Source organism: Lacticaseibacillus sp. 30 (assembly GCF_053819265.1).
The window spans coordinates 21,462-40,707 of the sequence record NZ_JBSOQX010000010.1; the positions used below are offsets into that span (position 1 = coordinate 21,462).

12 protein-coding genes are annotated in these 19,246 nt (G+C 43.4%); 3 read left to right on the forward strand and 9 right to left on the reverse strand.

Translation table 11 applies throughout. The features are described 5' to 3' along the window. Positions 1 to 330: 330 nt before the first annotated feature. Together ACWPAB_RS08075 and ACWPAB_RS08080 are read right to left on the reverse strand one after the other, a co-directional pair. Positions 331 to 2,139 carry an FtsX-like permease family protein gene (locus tag ACWPAB_RS08075; RefSeq protein ID WP_003585113.1) on the reverse strand — a complete coding sequence of 603 codons (1,809 nt, stop codon included), beginning with the start codon at positions 2,137 to 2,139 and terminating at the stop codon, positions 331 to 333. 12 nt (positions 2,140 to 2,151) lie between these two features. Then, complete coding sequence (locus tag ACWPAB_RS08080) at positions 2,152 to 2,910, reverse strand: ABC transporter ATP-binding protein (protein WP_003566323.1); 759 nt, start codon at positions 2,908 to 2,910, stop codon at positions 2,152 to 2,154. 300 nt (positions 2,911 to 3,210) lie between these two features. Here ACWPAB_RS08080 and ACWPAB_RS08085 point away from each other — a divergent pair, with 300 nt between their 5' ends. From ACWPAB_RS08085 to hflX, 3 genes are all read left to right on the forward strand, one after another. Beyond that, on the forward strand, positions 3,211 to 4,866 hold the full coding sequence (locus ACWPAB_RS08085; RefSeq protein ID WP_003585115.1) for an APC family permease: 1,656 nt from the start codon (positions 3,211 to 3,213) through the stop codon (positions 4,864 to 4,866). A gap of 134 nt (positions 4,867 to 5,000) precedes the next feature. After that, the gene (locus ACWPAB_RS08090) at positions 5,001 to 5,882 is read left to right on the forward strand and encodes a diacylglycerol/lipid kinase family protein (protein WP_003585117.1); all 882 of its coding nucleotides are present in this window, start codon (positions 5,001 to 5,003) and stop codon (positions 5,880 to 5,882) included. A gap of 137 nt (positions 5,883 to 6,019) precedes the next feature. Further along, on the forward strand, positions 6,020 to 7,315 hold the full coding sequence (gene hflX, locus ACWPAB_RS08095; protein WP_003566329.1) for a GTPase HflX: 1,296 nt from the start codon (positions 6,020 to 6,022) through the stop codon (positions 7,313 to 7,315). Positions 7,316 to 7,454: 139 nt separating this feature from the next. Here the strand turns inward: hflX and ACWPAB_RS08100 are convergent, their stop codons facing one another. From ACWPAB_RS08100 to ACWPAB_RS08130, 7 genes are all read right to left on the reverse strand, one after another. Further along, positions 7,455 to 8,411 (reverse strand): polysaccharide deacetylase family protein, encoded by a 957-nt coding sequence (locus ACWPAB_RS08100; protein WP_003585119.1) that lies wholly within the window; start codon positions 8,409 to 8,411, stop codon positions 7,455 to 7,457. Positions 8,412 to 8,652: 241 nt separating this feature from the next. After that, complete coding sequence (locus tag ACWPAB_RS08105) at positions 8,653 to 9,705, reverse strand: acyltransferase (RefSeq protein ID WP_003585120.1); 1,053 nt, start codon at positions 9,703 to 9,705, stop codon at positions 8,653 to 8,655. Positions 9,706 to 9,879: 174 nt separating this feature from the next. Then, a complete protein-coding gene (locus tag ACWPAB_RS08110) occupies positions 9,880 to 12,714 on the reverse strand; it encodes a C39 family peptidase (RefSeq protein ID WP_225366402.1) in 2,835 nt (944 codons plus the stop codon). A 283-nt stretch (positions 12,715 to 12,997) separates the two neighbouring features. Further along, positions 12,998 to 14,953, reverse strand: coding sequence for a GH25 family lysozyme (locus ACWPAB_RS08115; RefSeq protein WP_003587622.1), 1,956 nt, complete (start codon positions 14,951 to 14,953; stop codon positions 12,998 to 13,000). Between the two features lie 215 nt (positions 14,954 to 15,168). Then, positions 15,169 to 16,560, reverse strand: coding sequence for an O-antigen ligase family protein (locus tag ACWPAB_RS08120; RefSeq protein ID WP_003585150.1), 1,392 nt, complete (start codon positions 16,558 to 16,560; stop codon positions 15,169 to 15,171). Positions 16,561 to 16,571: 11 nt separating this feature from the next. Next, a complete protein-coding gene (locus ACWPAB_RS08125) occupies positions 16,572 to 17,690 on the reverse strand; it encodes a glycosyltransferase (protein ID WP_016382140.1) in 1,119 nt (372 codons plus the stop codon). Continuing rightward, the gene (locus ACWPAB_RS08130) at positions 17,691 to 19,235 is read right to left on the reverse strand and encodes a lipopolysaccharide biosynthesis protein (RefSeq protein ID WP_016379500.1); all 1,545 of its coding nucleotides are present in this window, start codon (positions 19,233 to 19,235) and stop codon (positions 17,691 to 17,693) included. Between the last annotated feature and the right edge of the window lie 11 nt (positions 19,236 to 19,246).

Sequence of the window (19,246 nt, forward strand, 5' to 3'; positions counted from 1 at the left end):
TGCCACTTTTGTATTGTCGAGCAAATAAAAATGCCCTTTCAGACAAAACCAGTCTCTAAGGGCATTTTTATGTTGTTCATCTGTCAATAGATGTCTGCCCACGACGTTTTAGCCGGCTAACTTTATGCGTTCAAACCTGCTATTTTTCAAGAAAACAAAGATGGTAGGCTCAAACTTCTTGCCGTGCCAAACTCCGGTCTTTAAAATCACAATAATAATCCATGAACAGGTAAAAGCGAACAACTTCCCGATATTAGGGAAATTGTTCGCTTTTAATTGTCAGCTGAGAATTATGTTCCAGCCTATAGTGCGACCTAAAGGATCTTTCCTTTAGGCTTTTTCCGCTAAGTTCTTATTGATCACAATGCTCTGGTACATCCAAACTGTCGCCAGATAATAGAGTGCATACAGAACGATGAACAAACCGAATGGTAACGCAAGATGCCCGTATGGTGCGCGCAACATGGTCTTAAAAAGCTGAAGGCCAAACAAGACGTGGATAATGCCAACGAAACCTGGGAGTAAGAACAAGGCTCCGATTTCTTGCCGAATTGAGCGTCGCAATGCACGCGGTCGTGCCCCGATTTTCTGCAACATCAGATAACGACTCTTGTCATAATTGGCCCCAGATAGAATCTTGAACATCAGCGTCGAAGCTAACATGCCGAGGAAAGCAATGCCGAGGAAGAAGCCCATAAAGGCGAGGCCAGAGAACATGCTGTTCACTAGCGCATAAATCATAAACTTCTGATCGCCGTTACTGCTCCATAATCGCGGATATTGCTTGCTTTGCAGCTCGACAATTTTCTGAATCGTGTCGTAGTTTTGACCGAAATCCTTAACTTTAAACGTGGTCAAAGTTTCTGCATTCCCGAGCTTCGCGAAGGTCGCGGCATCTGCGACTTTCATTTGTTTACCTCGATTATTGCCGATAAAAATACCAAAAGAACTTGGATAACGTTCAGTCATCTCCGCAAAGTTGCGGCTCGTGACTTTAATATTCGGCGTATCAAGTCCTCCGTCATTGGCTTTGATTTCAAGCGGATGAGCGTCGAGAGCTTGCTGGCTGATGTAAACCGTTTTGGCATCCGATTTAATCGTATAGTCTTGCTTAGCAGTGACATCCTGCAACCGACTGATTTGCGCACGGGTCGCGGCATTTGGCGAGGCAACTGTTAAATCGTAGGCGGTCGCCTGACTCGCCAAATCCGGAATATCATGCGTAAAGCCAAGGCCAACAGTAATCGCCCCTAAAGCTAAAGCAAACAGCATGGCAACCACGGATAAAATCCGCGTATAGTCCCGAATCCGGAAACTCAGCTGCGACAAGGTAAACGTATGCAACTGTTTGGCCGCAAACTTGTGGTTTCGCTTCAATAAGCCAATCAGCGCGACAAAGACTGAGTTAAACAGGAAATAGGTTCCTAGAACAATGGTAACCAAGGCCAATGGAATCGCCATAATCCCGATTTTAGCGATGGCATACATGCTGTAGTAGCCAACCGCAAGCAAAATCAGTCCCAAGACAATCTGTAAGACGAAAATCCCTTTGCGTTGTTTGATTCGATTTGGTGTCTGCGCTTGATGCAACAACCTTAACATTGGTGTTTTCAATAGCTTTCCAGCATTATAGAACGCCGACAGAATGAATAAGACAATGAAGAAGCCTAATGTCCACAATACGGCTGGTAGCCAAAACGCTGAGAAGCCAGTTGCCGGTGCATGTAGGGTGTTAATGAGCCATTGTCCCACAAAGGTTGTGCCGACCATCCCGACCAAAATACCGGCAACTGTTGCTAAAAGACCAATTGCCACGGTTTCAAGGAAAATCAGTTGCGCAATCTTTCGCCCTTTTGCACCGAGCATCATAAACATCGCATAGTCGCGTTGGCGCATGCTAAGTAGAAAACTATTGGCATAGACGATATAAACCAACGTGATAATGGCCAGTAGCACCGCGCCGAAACCAAAAATAAATGGTGTAAAGCCAATCGGCGAATTTTTCTTTAAAAAGCTTGTGTTTGTGGCAAGTGACATGAACATGTAGAAAACGGCGCTGGCGATAACCAGACCGGAAAATAAAACCGCATAGTCGCGGAAGCGGTTCTTCAGGCCGCCGAGTGCAAGTTTCGTTAACATAGACGACGCCCCTTACTTTTGAAATGTGCCGAGTGTGTCAAGAATCTCCTGATAGAAGGCTTCCTGACTCTTATCACCATGGACCAGCTCGGAACCGATTTGCCCATCTTTAATGAACAAAATACGGCTGGCATAACTAGCCGAAAACGGATCGTGGGTGACCAACAAGATAGAGACATCCTGTTCCTTATTCAACTGTTCCATGGTATCCAATAACTCACGGGCTGACTTGGAATCCAAAGCACCCGTCGGCTCATCCCCGAACAGGATATCTGGCTTCTGCACCAATGCCCGGGCAGCGGCAACTCGTTGTTTTTGACCACCAGATAACTCCGTTGGATAGTGGTCGAGCACTTCATTGATTCCTAATGTTTGGGCAATGCTATCAACAGCCGCCGCCTGCTTCTTCGCACTCACATTTTGCAACGCGAGCGGTAGGGCAATATTTTCGCGGCCAGTTAGGTTCTCCAACAAATTAAAATCTTGGAAAATGAAACCGATTTTTTTAGCTCGAAAATCTGATAAGGCATCCCCTTTTAATTTTGTGACGTCAGCACCTTTGATCAAAACGGAGCCAGAAGTCGGTGTATCTAACGTACTAAGGATATTAAGCAAGGTCGTTTTCCCTGAACCTGATGCGCCCATGATGCCGACGAATTCACCGGGTTGTACTTCGAAACTGACACCTTTCAATGCGGGTGTTTGTTTTTCCCCTTTTTTACCATAGGTTTTCGTAACGTTGTCAACAGTTACGACAGGTTGCTTGTCCATAATAGACCTCCATTTGTATCTTTGTGTTTTGTTTACAAACTTTATGATAGCGGGTTAGGCTGCCTTTTTCCTGATAATGGCCTAACGGATGGTTGTTTGTAACTTACGGCTTTGTAAGCTGCTTTAGTCTTTCTTTACCTTTTGCCGCAAAACCGCTGCAATCCCTGATATAATCACTAATGGCTTTTGAAAATATACATGAAAGTTGGGTCGCAGTGGGAAAACTCCGTAATAAGGCGCCGGGGATGAGTTTAAAAACCAGTCGTTTTTAAACCTTCAGATATTTAAGGAGCCTTTTATATGAATGAATTAGATAAACCACAGAAACAATATATTCCTTGGGTAGTTGTCGGCCTCATGGACTTTGTCACAGTCATTGGGTTCGATGACATCATTTATAACTTCCAGAATCAAGGACTGGTCGCCTTCACCAGTTGGATCATCATGACTTTCTTCTATGTGATTCCTTACAACCTGATTGTCGCGCACATGGGCTCGACTTTTTCCGAGCATGGCGGTGGCATCACCAGCTGGATGCGTGAAACCAACGGCGACACTGTCGGCTACTATGCGGCTTGGTTCTACTGGATTACCGGCCTGCCCTACGTCGTCGATGTCGCCAACTCTGTCGTCATCTCATTTGGCTGGATCGCAAATGGCAATGGCAACATTCAAGCCAACCTTGGCAATGCTTGGTTTGGAATTCTGACCGCCGTCATTTTCGTCATCTTCATCTGGCTTCAGCATTTCTTCAAAAATAAAAGTCTGGAAATCATGTCAACGATCGGCGGTGGCGCGATGTTTATCATGACCGTTCTCTTCGTGGTGATGACCTTTGTCGGTTTGTCCAAAGGTGCACCAATTGCCACGCGACCCTTTGATTTCAAAGCTTTTATTCCCAAAGATTTCTTCTCACTTAGTTTCTTATCAACTTTCGGCCTGTTCGTTTTTGCGATGAACGGCTCCGAACTTGCAGCGCCATACACCAAAGACATGCGCCATCCAGCCCGCGACTTCCCCAAGGCATTGAAAATGATTGCCATCATGACCATGTTTCTCACATTATTCGGCACTTTCTCGCTCGGCGTTTATTTCAACGCTCATCACTTGCCGAATGACTTGAAAATGAATGGTTCCTATTATGCTTTTCAGGCAATCGGTCGCCAGTTTGGATTAGGTAACAGCCTGATGTATCTTTTCGCTGTTGTCCAAGGCATCTACATGTTGGCCCAACTAGCTGTTATTCTTGACGCTTCAACCCGTGTCTTTCTATCTGACGTCGCCAAACGCTTTATGCCACGGCAATTAACGAAAATGAATGAAGACGGCTTGCCAATCAACGGCTATTGGATGACCACGATCCTTTGTGCTTTGATCATGGCGTTAGGTGCTTTGCTACCAAAAATCAACGACATCTTTAATTGGTTGTTGAACCTCAATGGCATTGTCAGCCCGTTGTCAACCTGCTTCCTTTTCTGGTCTTACACCATGGTTCGCTTACATCAGGATCGCTTCCCGACGCCAGCCTATGCTTATCTAAAAAATCGGAAGGTTGGCTTATTCGTTGGGATTTGGATGTTGGGGATTACGTTCCTGCTTGGCACGCTTGGCTTCTTCCCGACAGATGCGACTGCGGAGACGTTCGCTTTAATGCTGGTTTTAAACATTGTCGTTCCGATTGGCATGGTGGCCCTTGGTGTTTTGATGCCATGGATCGCCCAACGTCAACGAAAAGCGAGAAACGGTCTCGCATTTGGCAGAACAACTTGGCTCGGCTTCACCGTGATCATTTTGCTCGGATTGGTCAGTGCCGCCACATATGGCATGCATGTCAACCTGCTCAACCATCTCAATCCAATCTTGCAATGGAGCATCATTTTTGTCGTTGATCTCGTCATCATTGGTGTCGTTGCCAAGGTCACCGCCAACGGCCGCCGTCAAATTAGCACTGACTAACCGTTTTTAATTGAATCGTCACTAGCTGCGACCGTCAAAATCATACAGGCGGTCGTCTTTTTATCCTTAAAATTATCACCGGCCAGCATGCGCTATCGTTCACCGTGATAAACTAGTTAATAGGAGGTGCCGCCATGCTCAGCTATACGATTATCTACAACCCGGCGTCCGGGCATTCTAAAGGACCAACTGCTGCCGAACAACTCAAAACAAAACTGGAAGATCGCCAGCACCAGGTCACGATGGCGCCAACCAAAAGTGCCGATGACGCGCGCGAGTTCGCCTATCACGCCCAAGCAGACATTGTGGTGGCTGTCGGTGGTGACGGCACCATCAATCAAGTTGTCGCTGGTCTCGCACCGCGCAAAAATCCGCCACTGTTGGCCATTTTGCCTGAAGGAACCGTTAATAATCTCGCCAAGGTTTTGCATATTCCGTTACTGTTGCCGTTAGCCATCAAAAACATTTTTGAAGCTGCCCCACAGCCACTCGACGTTGCTCAGGTCAATAATCACTACATGGTCAGCACGTTGACCCTCGGTGTCTTAGCAAATGCAGCTTTATCTGTGACCCAGAAAGAAAAACAGCACTTCGGCCCGATCATCTACCTCATGAAGGGCTTTAAAGTTCTGGCTCAACATCAACATTGGATCCTGCAGTTGGATAGCGCCGATGGTAAGTGGCAAAAAGACACGCAGTTCCTATTAATCACGATGACAAACTCAGTCGGCGGCTTCACCAACGCCGTCCCTGATGCTGCCCCTGATGATGGTCGGCTGCACGTTTTCCTCGCCCCCAAACTGACCTTGTGGCGATCACTACTAGCAATCCCGTACTTCATCACCGGCAACTTCCAAAAACTGCCCGGCATGACCTACTTTGCAACCAAAGAGTTGACCATCAAGACGCCGAAAACCTTACAAAGCAGGATTGACGGCGATCCTAGTACCAAAACGCCATTGACGCTGAAAGTGATTAGCGATCATATTCAGGTCCTGGCACCGAATGTTGGGTAGATTTGGGCTACCGTGTTACACTTGGTCTAATGAATCGAAAGGGGTGAATCGCCATGCGGTTACGTCAGGCGCACCATGAATGATGATCTACTAGCACCGATCCGCGGCGACCAAGCCCGGATCAATGAAAGGAATTTATGACTGAACAATTATCCAATGAACCTCAATCAGAAAATGTTTTAATTACCGGTATCTCGCGTCAGCAGCCCGACTTCGATTACACCATGACCGAACTCGGCGAACTTGCCAAAGCGGATAACTACACCGTCGTCGGCGAAGTCCGCCAAAGTCTCGATCGCGCCGCAGCCGCCACCTATTTTGGCAGTGGCAAAGTCGACGAGATTCGCGAACTTGCTGACGTCAAAAACGCAACGACTATCATCATCAACGATGAACTGTCGCCATCACAACTCCGCAATCTCGAAAAGCAAACCAAACTGCACGTGATTGATCGAACCCAGCTGATCTTAGATATCTTCGCTGATCGTGCCCGTAGCAAGGCAGCCAAAACCCAAGTTGAAATTGCCCAACTGCAATACGCCTTACCGCGGCTGCATCCCAGCGCCAACCGGCTTGATCAGCAGGTTGGTGGTGGTGCTGGTTTTGCCACACGTGGTTCAGGGGAAACGCAACTTGAACTTGATCGACGGGTTCTCAACAAGCGGATCAGCCATCTGCGTCGCGAACTCAAAGACGCGAGTGTTGGTGATCAGGTCCGCCGCGCCCGGCGCGAAGGTAATGACATCCCCGTCGTTGCACTAGTCGGTTACACCAACGCTGGCAAAAGCACCACGATGAATGGCTTACTCAATCTTTTTGCCGACCGTCCGGAAGACAAACAAGTTTTTGAAAAAGACATGCTCTTTGCCACCTTGGACACCAGTGTCCGGCAACTCACCTTGCCAGACAATCGCAAGTTCCTGCTCAGCGACACAGTCGGCTTCGTCTCAAAACTGCCACATAATTTGATTGACAGTTTTAAAGCCACCCTCGCTGAAGCAGCCAACGCCGATCTTTTGATTCAAGTCGTGGACTACTCCGACGAAAACTATCCGGAAATGATGGCTATCACTGAAAAGACGTTGAAAGAAGTCGGCATCGAAAATATTCCGATGATCGAAGCTTACAACAAAGCCGATTTGCGTGAAGGCACCCGCTATCCTGAAGTCACTGGCCAACGCATCGTGTATTCCGCCCGCGACAAAAACTCGTTGGAAGCCCTGACCCGTCTGATCAAAGCCGACATCTTCGGCCAAGACGAAGAACACACCTACCTGATTCCATTTGATCAAGGTCAACTCGTCAGTTATCTGAATCAGGAAACTGTCGTCAAGGCCACTGACTACCGCGAAGATGGCACGCTCATTACCGCTGTCGTCAACCCAGTACAAAAAGGTAAGTTGGCCCGATTCGCTGTAAAAGAAGAAGTTTAACCCCCTTTTGCTGGGAAAGCACAAAAGAAGAGCACCAACAGCAATCAGATTGCCGTTGGTGCTCTTTTCTTTTTTTGTCTAGGTTGCTCCGGTTAGATGCATCACTAGCTGTCCGGCAAAGAAACACCTGTCTGCGTCTTTATTCCAAAACGCCAAATTTATAACCATTGTCACGATAATATTGAATGATCCGCGGCAACGTCTTGACCGTCAGATCTTTACCAAGGGCATCATGCATTAAGACAACTCGCACGTTACTGGCCGGATAAACATTCAGGGAACGTAGATGGTATTGCAGCATCGCATCCTCAGTCTTCGGCTCCTGCGCCGGACTAAGTGCATCGCCGACTGCCGCATCCCAATCAATCCAATCGAGACCAAGCCGACTAAGCGCGGCATCTGCGGCAGCCAAGCCCTTCCAGCTAAAATGACCACCCGGATATCGCCAAATATGACTGCGAAAATCCGATCCCAAAACCTGTTGGACAGCGGCTTGGGCACCCTTCGCTTCATTCTCGATTACTGCCGTGGCTCCCACCCGACTAGGATAAAGCAAACTATAATCGTGCGTCATGCTATGTAATCCAATTGCATGCCCAGCATCATATTCCGCCTTAAGAACCGGCGCTGTCTCTGGACTAACCTGCTTGCCAACGACGAAAAAAGTCCCATGAACGCCAGCCTGACTGAGAATATCCAAAACCTTAGGCGAATTAACCGTATTCGGACCATCATCGAAAGTTAAAAATACCACCTTCTCTTTAATTGGACTTGTATACGGTGCATCCATCTCTTGTTTGACTTGGGCAACTGGATAAGCATATTGATTGGCACTTTCGATGTGATTCTGTCCCATTTTGGTCGCTGCAACTTTTTCCATCTCTCGATGTTTAGCCACCCTCGCTGCAGTGCGTAAACGCTCCTTTGATGCTTGCCGCTGTGACTCGGCTATCTTTGACTTTTGCTTACTAATACGAACAGCATGGCGTTTAATTTGTTCATCGTGGAAATAACGCGTAGTTGTATAAATACCGCCAACGATCAACAATAGTGCTAAGAAAACCACCGATACTCTTGTAACTTTGCGAAGACTCACCGATCCACCTCAATATCTTTATCCGTCAATTTCAAAAATATTTTAACATGAATCGGATAAAGTATGGTTTAAAATTGATTCGAAAAAGAGATAAATCCAAAAATGAATGTCTTCCAGACCATTAAAATCATGAAAAATTAAGTGCTGATGGTCTCACAAATTAGCCGATTAAAAAAATTCTCAACGAGAGACTCATCCCACCTCAACAGCTTTTCAGCAACATTTTAGTGAGCTTGAAAATCTACAATTTGTCTATTAACCATTTGCCAGACCGATCAATCAATGCCAAGCCTTGATTAATATGAAGTAGTTTAAAAATTAATAAACGCACAAAATCTAGTAATGCGAAAACAAGGTACATTAACAAAGAAATACCCAGTATTCTAAGTGCAAAATAGGTTGGTTGCTCACGAATCATACTTGTGAACATTCTTGGCAGAATAACATCATAAAAATTTGACTCATCTATTAAGTAAACACCAAAGGAAATTGGGGCGAAAAATTTCAATATTGCCCTTAATAATCGATTCTTAATTCGCAATCGTACACCCCAAATAAAGATCGCGATAGCTTCCACAATTACAAATGGCGAAGTATATCGAATAAACCACCATTTATCCGTATGAAACCATCCTGCATTCCATTGTAGATATGTTGACAAACAAGCCATTAAGAAATAAATGCCCAGAAAAGCAACTGGTTTCCATCTAATAGCATCAGGATATAACTGGATATAAGCGCCAACCAAGTACATCACGACAAGCCAATAAGCTGTATAACCGTTCAGCAGGAAAAAGTGACTGCCGGCATCAAGGCCCGCCGAAACAATAAGCAAAACGACAAGCAGACGTTTAAAAGTCCTCCTCGAAACATGTTTGACACCAAAAGCAAGAACAGGTGAAAGCAAAAACAGACCAATATATGCATTAACATACCAAAACTGAGCAAGAGGGTAGAAACTAGCTTTAACCGTTTCTACGGAAATTGGCATTCTCAGTTGATATAACGTGACTGAGACAGTGACTGACCAAAAAATTGTCTGAAAAACCACCTGCAAAACTCGATCACTTTTAAATCTATGCATCATGGAAACATAGCCCGTAATCATCGCAAAAACGTTAACAGCTACTATTGCCAAGTTTTCCAACAACCAAAACTGCCACCAATTTGGATTATTTGTTTTTAACTGCGGTAAAATACCACCTTGATACAGATTGTGGAGAATAACAACCGATACCATTGAAAAAATCCGTAGTAAATCGATACCATAGTTTCTTTCATTATTCGTTTTCATTTTTACTTTACCCCAATATCATCTAGCAAAAAAGGCTCGCAATTTGCGAGCCTCTGATGCTTTGTTCAAGAAGTTTCACCTAGTAGCCCCAAAACAAGTGTCAAACTTATTTATTATTTGGGTTGAAGGATTAGTCACACTTTAAAAGTTTATAAGCACAGCCTAAGCTGACGCTTAAAACGCAATTGCCCGTTTAACTGCTTCGGACCCATACTGATGCGCATATTCACTTTCAAAGCTTGAGAGTGAGATCCAATAAACAGGACCATGATCAAAGCGACTGTTCCCGCCAGCGCTTCCAGCACGATCAAACTGCGTATTATAACCTGGATCCATAATTTCGAAGCCACGGTTTGGATCAAAACCTGCAATGACATGGCAATGGTTACGATTATAGTCTCCACTCTTTTGATATGGTGAGAAACCATAATACAGAACAGGATGCCCTGTAACAACCTCTGCAATAATCTGTGTGGTTGATGCACCGGAAATATTCCGAGCATTTTTATCCCAGTTCTGGGCATAAACGGTTAATGCAGCTGGCGTGATAACATACTGGAACCCACCACCATAAATACTACCAGCCTGACCACCAGGAACCGATCCGGCCATAGGCAAGTTATTCATCAAGTAAGACAGTGATGGATTAACGCCAACAGCTTGTAACGCCATACTCAGCGCTGCTGGTGCACATCCGTCTGGAGCCATAATTGGTCGGAATTGGCTGACATAAGGCACATTTAAGAATCGTAATTCGTAAGGTACGGTTGCCCAAGAAGCAAGATATCCTAACCAACGATTCCCGTCGTACAGGGAGTAGTAAGTGGTCCCATTAACATGACTATACTTGCCGCTGACCTGATAAACACCGCCATACAACGATGACGTATCACGGGTCATATTAAAGAAAGAACTATACAGTGCTGCGTTTGAAGCTGTAATGAGCACGTTGGCGTTATAGTTCATCCAAACCCCTTGTGCTTCTTTACTCTCGCTTCCAAGTGCTGAATTGAGATAACCCATCCAGTTGCCGTTGCCGTCATAAAGTGAATAATAAGTTGCACCATTATAGTGCTTATATTCGCCCATGATCCGGAAGGTTCTTTGATAATTTGCCGTGGTCGTCCGCCCACCTGCAAAACTATCCAAGTTCGTGTAAATCATTTGACCACTTTGGGTGGTTGTCAAATAACCATCGTGTGGCAACCATAGTCCAGCTGCACTTGATGTCGTTTTCACTTGACTAGCATCCACATAGCCCAACCATTTGCCACGAACGTCATAGATCGAATAATAAACAACGCCACCGAAGGCATGATATTGACCCGAAATATTAACCGTTTGGTTAACCAATCCAGCACCTGAAGTAGCGACTTTTTGTTGATTAAAGTCCGCATAGGCATTCACGTTTGCCGCTGTAAAGGTCGTATAAGCATTAGCAGGCAACCATGCCCCGCCATCAGAAACCCCAGCTGTGATTGATTGTTGATTGATATAACCACGCCAGTTTCCATCCTTGTCATACAGGGACAAATAGGTCAGACCGTTTAGATTATGGTACTTACCGGTTGACTTGAAGGTCTGCAACATAACATCTGTTGCCGCTTGCTTCTTAGTCCAATTAAAGTCTGAGTACAAGGTGGCTCGGTTATCAGTAACCGTCACATAACGGTCATCTGCCTGCCAAGTGCCTTCAGGGTTGGCAATCGTCACATTTTGAACAGCCGCACTATTTACATAGCCAAGCCAATGACCGAATAGGTCAAAGACTGAATAATAAACAGCTCCATTGACATGATGGTATTGGCCAACCTTCTTAAAGTACTGCTGATAGTAATGGTCTGTACTACCCGTGGCGTCAAACTTAAAGCTATTGTAGATCGCATAGTTCTTATCCACGACCTTAGCATAACCAGAAGCTGCTGCCCAAGCGCCTTCGGCACTATTGACCGTTTCGAAACCTGAACCGGCCATATAGCCGAGCCAGTTGTTATGACTGTCATAGAGTGAATAGTAAACTTGACCATCAAGATGATGATAGGCCCCAGAAATAAAGTACGTATTGTCTAAGACGTCATCACTTTTCTTAATGACCTGCTTAGTATCAAGATTGCCATAAACATCTTGGCCAGGTTTAGTTAAACTAGCATAGCCACTAGCGTTGGTCCAAACACCACCAGCACCTGCCGCAACTTTGATCGACGCTTGATTCATGTAACCCTGCAACGTCTGATTGGCATCATACAAGGCCAAATAAGTAACGCCATCTTTTTGATACTTAGCTTGCGATTTAAAGGTCCGCTGGTAAACAGCTGCGCCTTCCTGCTTCTTGGTACCATTTAAATCTGCATATAACACCGCATTTTTGTCAGTTACGGAAACATAACGATTATCCGTAACCGGTGCAGGTGTAGCTGCCGCACTAGCCGCCTCATTTTTAGCCGGTGCAGCTTCTGGCTTGCTTTGACTGCTACTAGAGGCCGCCGCCGAAGAACTGCTTGATGAAGCAGCTGCACTCGAGGCCGCAGAACTTGGGTTCTGCGCAGAAGCATTGCTTGCCTGATTCGAAGCATCACTTTCAGCACTTGGTGCAGCCGCTTTAGGTGCTGGCACCACAATCTTGGTTTCATTGTACAAGATAACCTGTTCACGATGACTCGTGGACAAATCCTGATCTGCAACGCGCTTAGCAACTGTCAACCACGCTTCTTGTTGATCTGAAGGAACCCCGTCTTTCATCTTCAGGATATCCTGTGTCGGTGTCGCATCAGAGCGATCAATCAACTTTTCAAGATCATCGTCAGACAACGTGTCCGCCTTGCGATCGGTTGCTGCTGCCTGTTCTTGTTGCGAAGTAGCGCTACTCTGTACTGATTCGTTCACTGCAGGCGTTTTATCAGTGTTGTCAGAAGCATGAACGGTTGTAACCCCTGATAAAGCAACCGCCGCCAACAATGTCAATAACGGTGAAACGACCTGTCGTGTCCGAATAATTTTAGCTTTTCTCATTTTTTCCCCTCCCCAATTTGAAAACATCAGTAATTATAACACGGAGCCTTGATAACAGAAACTTAATTTTAAACAAAAACAATTTTTAAGAAACAATTGAATAACAAACGTTGTCCCGCCGCGAATACTACATCCTCATAGCCAATTGTCATCCTTAAATTTTTTGAGGAAAAGGCTAAAAAAAAGGTATATCTAGGTATTGGCGGATTCGTCAATGTTTAGATATACCTTTAAGACTGTGTCCATGGGCTTCATAACATACTTTGAAAAAAACACTAACAAACTACTTAAGCGAAATTGCCCCTGAATTAACATAACCAATCCACTGGCCGTTTAAATCATAGACAGAGTAGTAGATAGCCCCGTTAACATGATGATAGACACCGTTAATCCTTACTGATTGGCCATAAAGCATGTTTGAGTTTTTGCCAATATAGTTCCAGTTAAAGTTACTCCAGAAATAATATCCTGGTTGAGATACCGTAGCGCCAGATGAAAAGTTCAGCCACGCACCTTGACTCTCTGATGAATATGTGCCTGCACCAGCATTCACGTAACCCAACCAGCTACCATTGTTTCTGTACAACGAGTAGTAAACAGTGCCGTCAGCATGATGATATGCACCGCCGATTTGAAAGGTCTGCTGGAAAAACTGATCGGTATTCGCAATCTGTCCTCCAGAAAAGTTACTTGAAATCGGACTATTTCGTTGTGTCAAAGTTAAATAACCACTCTGACTTTGCCAAGCGCCTTCTGGATGGGTGGTAAAGATACCTGCAGCAGCATCAAGATAACCGACCCATTTTCTTTGCGCCGTATATACAGAATAATAGGTATGTCCATTAGAGTGTTTGTACTGGCCATCAACAACTAGCGTCTGGTGAAGATAAGCATTAGCGTTAGCAGTTGGATTGTTGAAACTAAAATTACTCCAGAAGTTAGCTGAAGCATCCGTCATGGTGACATAACCAGATTTAGGCAACCAAGGTCCTTCCGGGCGATCTTTCGTTAACCCATCGGCATTCATATAGCCGATCCAAGTGGAGCCTTGGTATAGAGAATAATACGTTGCACCATTAAAATGATGATACATACCGGTCGCCTGAACTGTTTGTCCAGTATACTTGTTGTCATCCTGTTTTTCCGTCCAAGAATTCAAATCAGTCCAAATTGGGTATGATCCCTTAATTTGATATGAATCTTGAAATGGCAGCCAAGCGCCTTGAGCACCACTAGCAACTGTTGCCCCAGCAGCATTCATATATCCCTGCCAATTGCCTTTCGCATCATAAAGAGAATAGTAAGTGCTGCCATTTTGATGATTATAGTGGCCCTCAGCACGGAATGTTTTCTGGAACAATTCTGCTCCAGAGTGAGTGGTAGAAGTGAAGTCAAAACTCGACCATAGATCATAATCTTTGCTGGTAATTGTTACATAACGGCCGTCAGAAATATATGGGCCTTGAGGTGCACTATTAGAAAAAATGCCTGTATAATCAGCGGAAATATCAAACTGCCGGGGACTACCAGTAAAGTCAGTCACCCCAGGAAATTTCAAGTCCGATGCCCACTGCCAAGCGCCATAATCAGAATAGTCAGCTCTATTGGCATAAAGTGAACTATCATTTGGATAAGCCGCAATCCACATATTCTTCTTGCCAAGACTAGCCGTATTCATATTAGTTTTGGAAATAACCCATGGACCCGTGTATACCCTGACATTGTTGTATCCGAGGCGCTTTACTTCATCAATAAATGCCTGCATATTTTGGGTATGATCCACTGATTGCCCAATGACTTTTGGTTCTTCAAAATCAAGTACCATGGTATCTGAACGACCAATGCCATCTGCAGCTGCATTATTAACAAAATAATCTGCTTCACTTCTAGCATCTGTGGTTGAATTCATCCAACCATAATGATAAGCGGATACCTTTAAACCAGCAGCTCGTGCGTTTGCAATTTGTGATGTGGCAAATGGATTATGATAACTTGATGCTTCTGTGACCTTAACGACAACGCCAGTAACACCACTGCTCTTCATCTTTTGATAATCAGAGACAGAAACGGATCCGTTGTTAGAAGAAACATCGACAAAATCTTTTCGTGGTGTGTTGGTATTAGTCGACATCACCGCTTGAACTGAATGTGTTGGCGATACCCCAAATGTTATAAGTGTACTGCCTAAAATCCCCACGCCAATGAAAAAAAAGAACCCCAATTTACTAACTTTTTTCAAAATTCGTCATTACCTCCTCAGTTTTAACTTAGTTTTAGCTACTCCGTTAGTCTATGATATTTCCGCATCGCTTGTCAAAGAAGAAAGATTAAAAATATGTGACAAAAAAGTCGGTGAGAATGCTTCTTGCAAACTCAACCGGCTTAAAAATGGTTAACGATCAATTTATCCTGAGGCAACGCTTGAAAGAGGGCATTGCATGTCAACGCAGATGCTTAAGAAAGTGCACTTTGCCGCTGGCGGAATTGAAAATACATATTCCCTAGAACCATCCAGAAGATGAAACTGCATACATCATTTGTAAAGAAAATGACATTGACGAAGAACGTGAAGCCAATCAGCGATGCAACGATTAGGAATTGGACATTAGAATCAGCCGAGAGCATCTTTTTGCCAAATTGAAGTGAACGCAAAGCCATAAAAGCACTCTTGATAGAAAACCCGATCATCGTCACAAAACCGACCAAACCAGTAGATGCCAGTACATCAATCCAAGCGTTATGAGTCTTGAATCCTTGCTGGGCAATTAGACTTTTAGGAAGCATGTCTTTTGCATAGGCAACCATATTACGTGGAGAAACGCCAAAAATCCATTTTGTCTTGAAGATTTCGATGGCACTCGACCAAATTGAAAAACGCATATTGGAAATATCACTGTTATCAGCTACGTCCGCACGTTTTAGTGATACAACCTCGCGCCCATGCGGTCGATGAATTTGTAAGAATTCAAACAGTGGTGGTAATTTTTCAAGCAGCCATTTTAGACTAGCAACAAAGAACGTCAATGCCACAACACTGACAGCCAATGTAATAACGCTAGCTACAATATTGACTAATAAATTGGTGCCACGAGCCGCCAAATATCTAGCCACCAGAGCCACGAAAACAACAGCTGCTAAGGCTTCACCAATTAATATTGCTGATCGTGACCCTGTTAAAACTAAAACAAAGGTTTGTAAAAAAAGGTTTGTAAATAGGAACCATCTAGGAAAAACATGACTTTTTACGACAATGCCGTAAATACAAACGATGACCAATATCAGTGCAAACATACCACCGAAGTTTGGATCCCCAAATGCTCCAAAAAGTCGACCTTCCAGGAAACCGATACGGATACGTGTTTCAATGGTGCCAGGGCGAAGATAACTATATTGAATTAAATACATGCCGAAACTGACTAGCGACACGAAGAAATACGCCCATCCAAAAATTCTAATAACTGTTTGATAAAAATACTTGCTAAGCCGTCCGTTGGCTGCAAGAGCATATATGAGAAAAAAGTAGATAGCACTCCACACAATTGTTTTAAAATTGCCAGAAACACCATAATGTCTGTTCAACAGACTAGAAATAAACATCACGATCAAGAATCCTATAAGCCACCAATCGTAAGAAACGAATGACTTATGACGTAAAAAGTCTAAGCAATTCCAAGCAATCATGGCACCTCCGGCAACTGCCAACAGTGCAAACACAATAGAATCAAAGACTGACGGTATAAGGCTATAGTAGTTAATCGACCGCAAAATCAAAAAAACGAACAGTATGTAAAGGTAGTACTCAGTAATTACTGACCCAGCTCTGGAACCTTCTCGAATGTTTTCCAAAATACTCTCCCCTAGTTGTCATTAAGAATCTGATACCATCTTTGAATGATGGTTTGAGTTTTAAAATCTTGATAGCGTCCTATGGATTTTACACCAAATTGCTGTCTGAGGTCCAGATCACCTATAAGTTTCATCAAGTGCTCATGAACGCTCCCAGTATCGCCAATTGGACTAAGCAGCCCAACTTGCCCCTTTTCTAGGATTTCCTGTGCCCCAGGATGATCAAAACTTACAATTGGCAGGCCGAAAGAAAGTGCTTCAATCATCACAAGTGGAAGAGCTTCAGTGCGTGAGGTCGACAAGAAAATAGAACTACTCTCATAATGCTTTACTAGTTCCTGCCCTTTCTTGGCACCAACAAAATCTAACTTATCGCCAACTCCAGATTCATCTATCAACTTTTTAAAAGCTCGAACATCCTCAGCAGATCCTTCCCCAGCAACCCGGACCTTCCAACCGCTAGGCAGATCAGCAGCAATCTGACAAAGATAATCAAGCCCTTTAATATGCACGTTTAACCTCGCAGTAAACGAAATAATGTGTTCACTTAGATTGGCAAGACCATGATCAGGCAAATCAATCGGGTTATAGATGATTCGAATATTATTGTTAAACTGCTTATAATAGTTGAGGGCTTCATGTGTCAAGCAAACTAACACATCGGAGTTTTTAACGGCAAATAAAAATCGGTTGCGATAATACCTTGTCAAATGCTTGCCAAATTCGACAGATTCATGTAACCAAGTAATGACTTTCGCATCAGGAATTTCTTTCTTGATTGCCTCACAGAAAAGTGTTCCTGCAATAAACGAATTTAAAATCACCGTCTTGATTCTTTCCCGTTTCAGTAGTTCAATCGTCGTCTCTATCTCTTGTTTAAAATACTTTGCAGGAGAAAAGTTGTGCGTAATTAATACGCTCAAGCCTTTTTCAAACTTTTGAATTGTACGAGTTGCTCTATCACGATGTTTACCGACGAAATAAAAATGGTCTGAATGCAAAGGCTCTCGATCAAATTGATAAGCTATGAAAAAAACTTCATTTTCCTTCTCTAATTGTTGCCCTACATTACGAGCAACCATATTCGATCCGCCAAAACCAAACTCAGGACTAATAATAGCAAGCCTCATTTAAGCACCAACTTTCAAGATCCGTTTTACAATGCTAAGTAGATATTTCGTGCCATCATTGCGCCAATACAAAACAGCATAGAGGACAACGGTTACCAATAGCGCAATAACTGCGCGAAGTGCCAAGCCAACAATGCCAGTTAAATTTGTCAAACTCAATGCATAATTTGTGACACTGTAAACAATCGTAGTTGCGACTGCTAATTGGATCATGTTGGTTAACAACATCTTGGCAAATTCTGCAAGGTTTCGATGAAAAGCATGTTTGAACACAACATATGCCTCATACCAAATGACAAATCCAAATGAAGAAACAATGGTGCCTAACAAGACGCCGTTGATCCCCAATTTAAACCAACCTAACAAAATTAAAGAAACTGATAAATTGATGGCAGCTTCAATAAATGCCTTGGTTCTTTGATACCAAAAAAGTCCAAAAGATTCAATAAACGCAAAACCGGTATTTCGATAAACCTGAATTGCATAATTAGCAACAATCAACACAACCGTCAAAAATGTCAGATTATATTTTCCACCAACCCACCACGTAATAAATGGATTAATCATTGTCAATAACATAGTTGTTGTGAAAAATACTAGTGTGTGGTTAATAAAAAAATGTCTTTTGAAAAGGACATAGCTTGATTGAGCATCTCTTTCTGCCGCATAATTACCGATACTCGCTGTAATTGAGTTAGTAATTTGTGTACATACATTCTGTATAGCATTAACAATCAACGTGTAATTAGAATACAACCCAACAGCAGATAGATTAACGAACGCCGAAATCAGAATGTTGTCGGTACCCATCACAATCTGTCCGCCGATTTTTGATGAAACATTCCCAATAACATTTCGTTTAATTTCTTTAACTGACCCCGCATCTAGTTTTTGAACATCTTTTTCCTTAATATATGGATATCTTCGATCAGCAATAATCGAAATTGTAATATTTGAAGCGATGGTCGAAATGATTTGGATAATCAGATAGACAATGAAATTAGATGTTAATATTAAAAAGACAATTTGGAAAACATTTGTCACCAGCAAAAACAGAAAATCATTAAGCGAAACAATATAAGCCTTTTGGTCAGCCGTGATTAGCGATCTTTTATAAGTAAAGAAGTAACTGACAACAGAATTAGCCAAAAAAAGCAAGAATATTAAATACAAATTTTCAAAATGTTGATCTTTATTAACAATCAGCTTTAAGAACGGCATGATTGCCAATCCGACAGCGGCTATTGCAAGTCCGATTGCTTCATAAGCTCTTTTATAAAGCCTCATTAATGACTTGACCTGCTCATGATCTTGGACCGCTAAGGGTTTGTATAAAGCAAAAATAATTGAAGTCCCAATGCCAAGTTCTGCCACTGATAAAAGACTAAGGATATTTGTGAACAAACCATTGAGCCCTAAATAAACTTCGCCCAAGTATCGAATAAAAAAGCTTCGGGCAACGAATTGGATGACCAACCGAAGCACATATATCAATGTGGAAATGCCAGAATTCATAATTGAGTAATCCAAACGACTGCGTTTCAAGTTCTCGCCAC

Bases quoted from the DNA above. Each gene is read 5' to 3' on its own strand.
- hflX (WP_003566329.1), top strand. From the start codon at position 6,020: ATGACTGAACAATTATCCAATGAACCTCAATCAGAAAATGTTTTAATT.
- ACWPAB_RS08090 (WP_003585117.1), top strand. From the start codon at position 5,001: ATGCTCAGCTATACGATTATCTACAACCCGGCGTCCGGGCATTCTAAA.
- ACWPAB_RS08110 (WP_225366402.1), bottom strand. From the start codon at position 12,714: ATGAGAAAAGCTAAAATTATTCGGACACGACAGGTCGTTTCACCGTTA.
- ACWPAB_RS08125 (WP_016382140.1), bottom strand. From the start codon at position 17,690: ATGAGGCTTGCTATTATTAGTCCTGAGTTTGGTTTTGGCGGATCGAAT.
- ACWPAB_RS08080 (WP_003566323.1), bottom strand. From the start codon at position 2,910: ATGGACAAGCAACCTGTCGTAACTGTTGACAACGTTACGAAAACCTAT.
- ACWPAB_RS08085 (WP_003585115.1), top strand. From the start codon at position 3,211: ATGAATGAATTAGATAAACCACAGAAACAATATATTCCTTGGGTAGTT.
- ACWPAB_RS08105 (WP_003585120.1), bottom strand. From the start codon at position 9,705: ATGAAAACGAATAATGAAAGAAACTATGGTATCGATTTACTACGGATT.
- ACWPAB_RS08075 (WP_003585113.1), bottom strand. From the start codon at position 2,139: ATGTTAACGAAACTTGCACTCGGCGGCCTGAAGAACCGCTTCCGCGAC.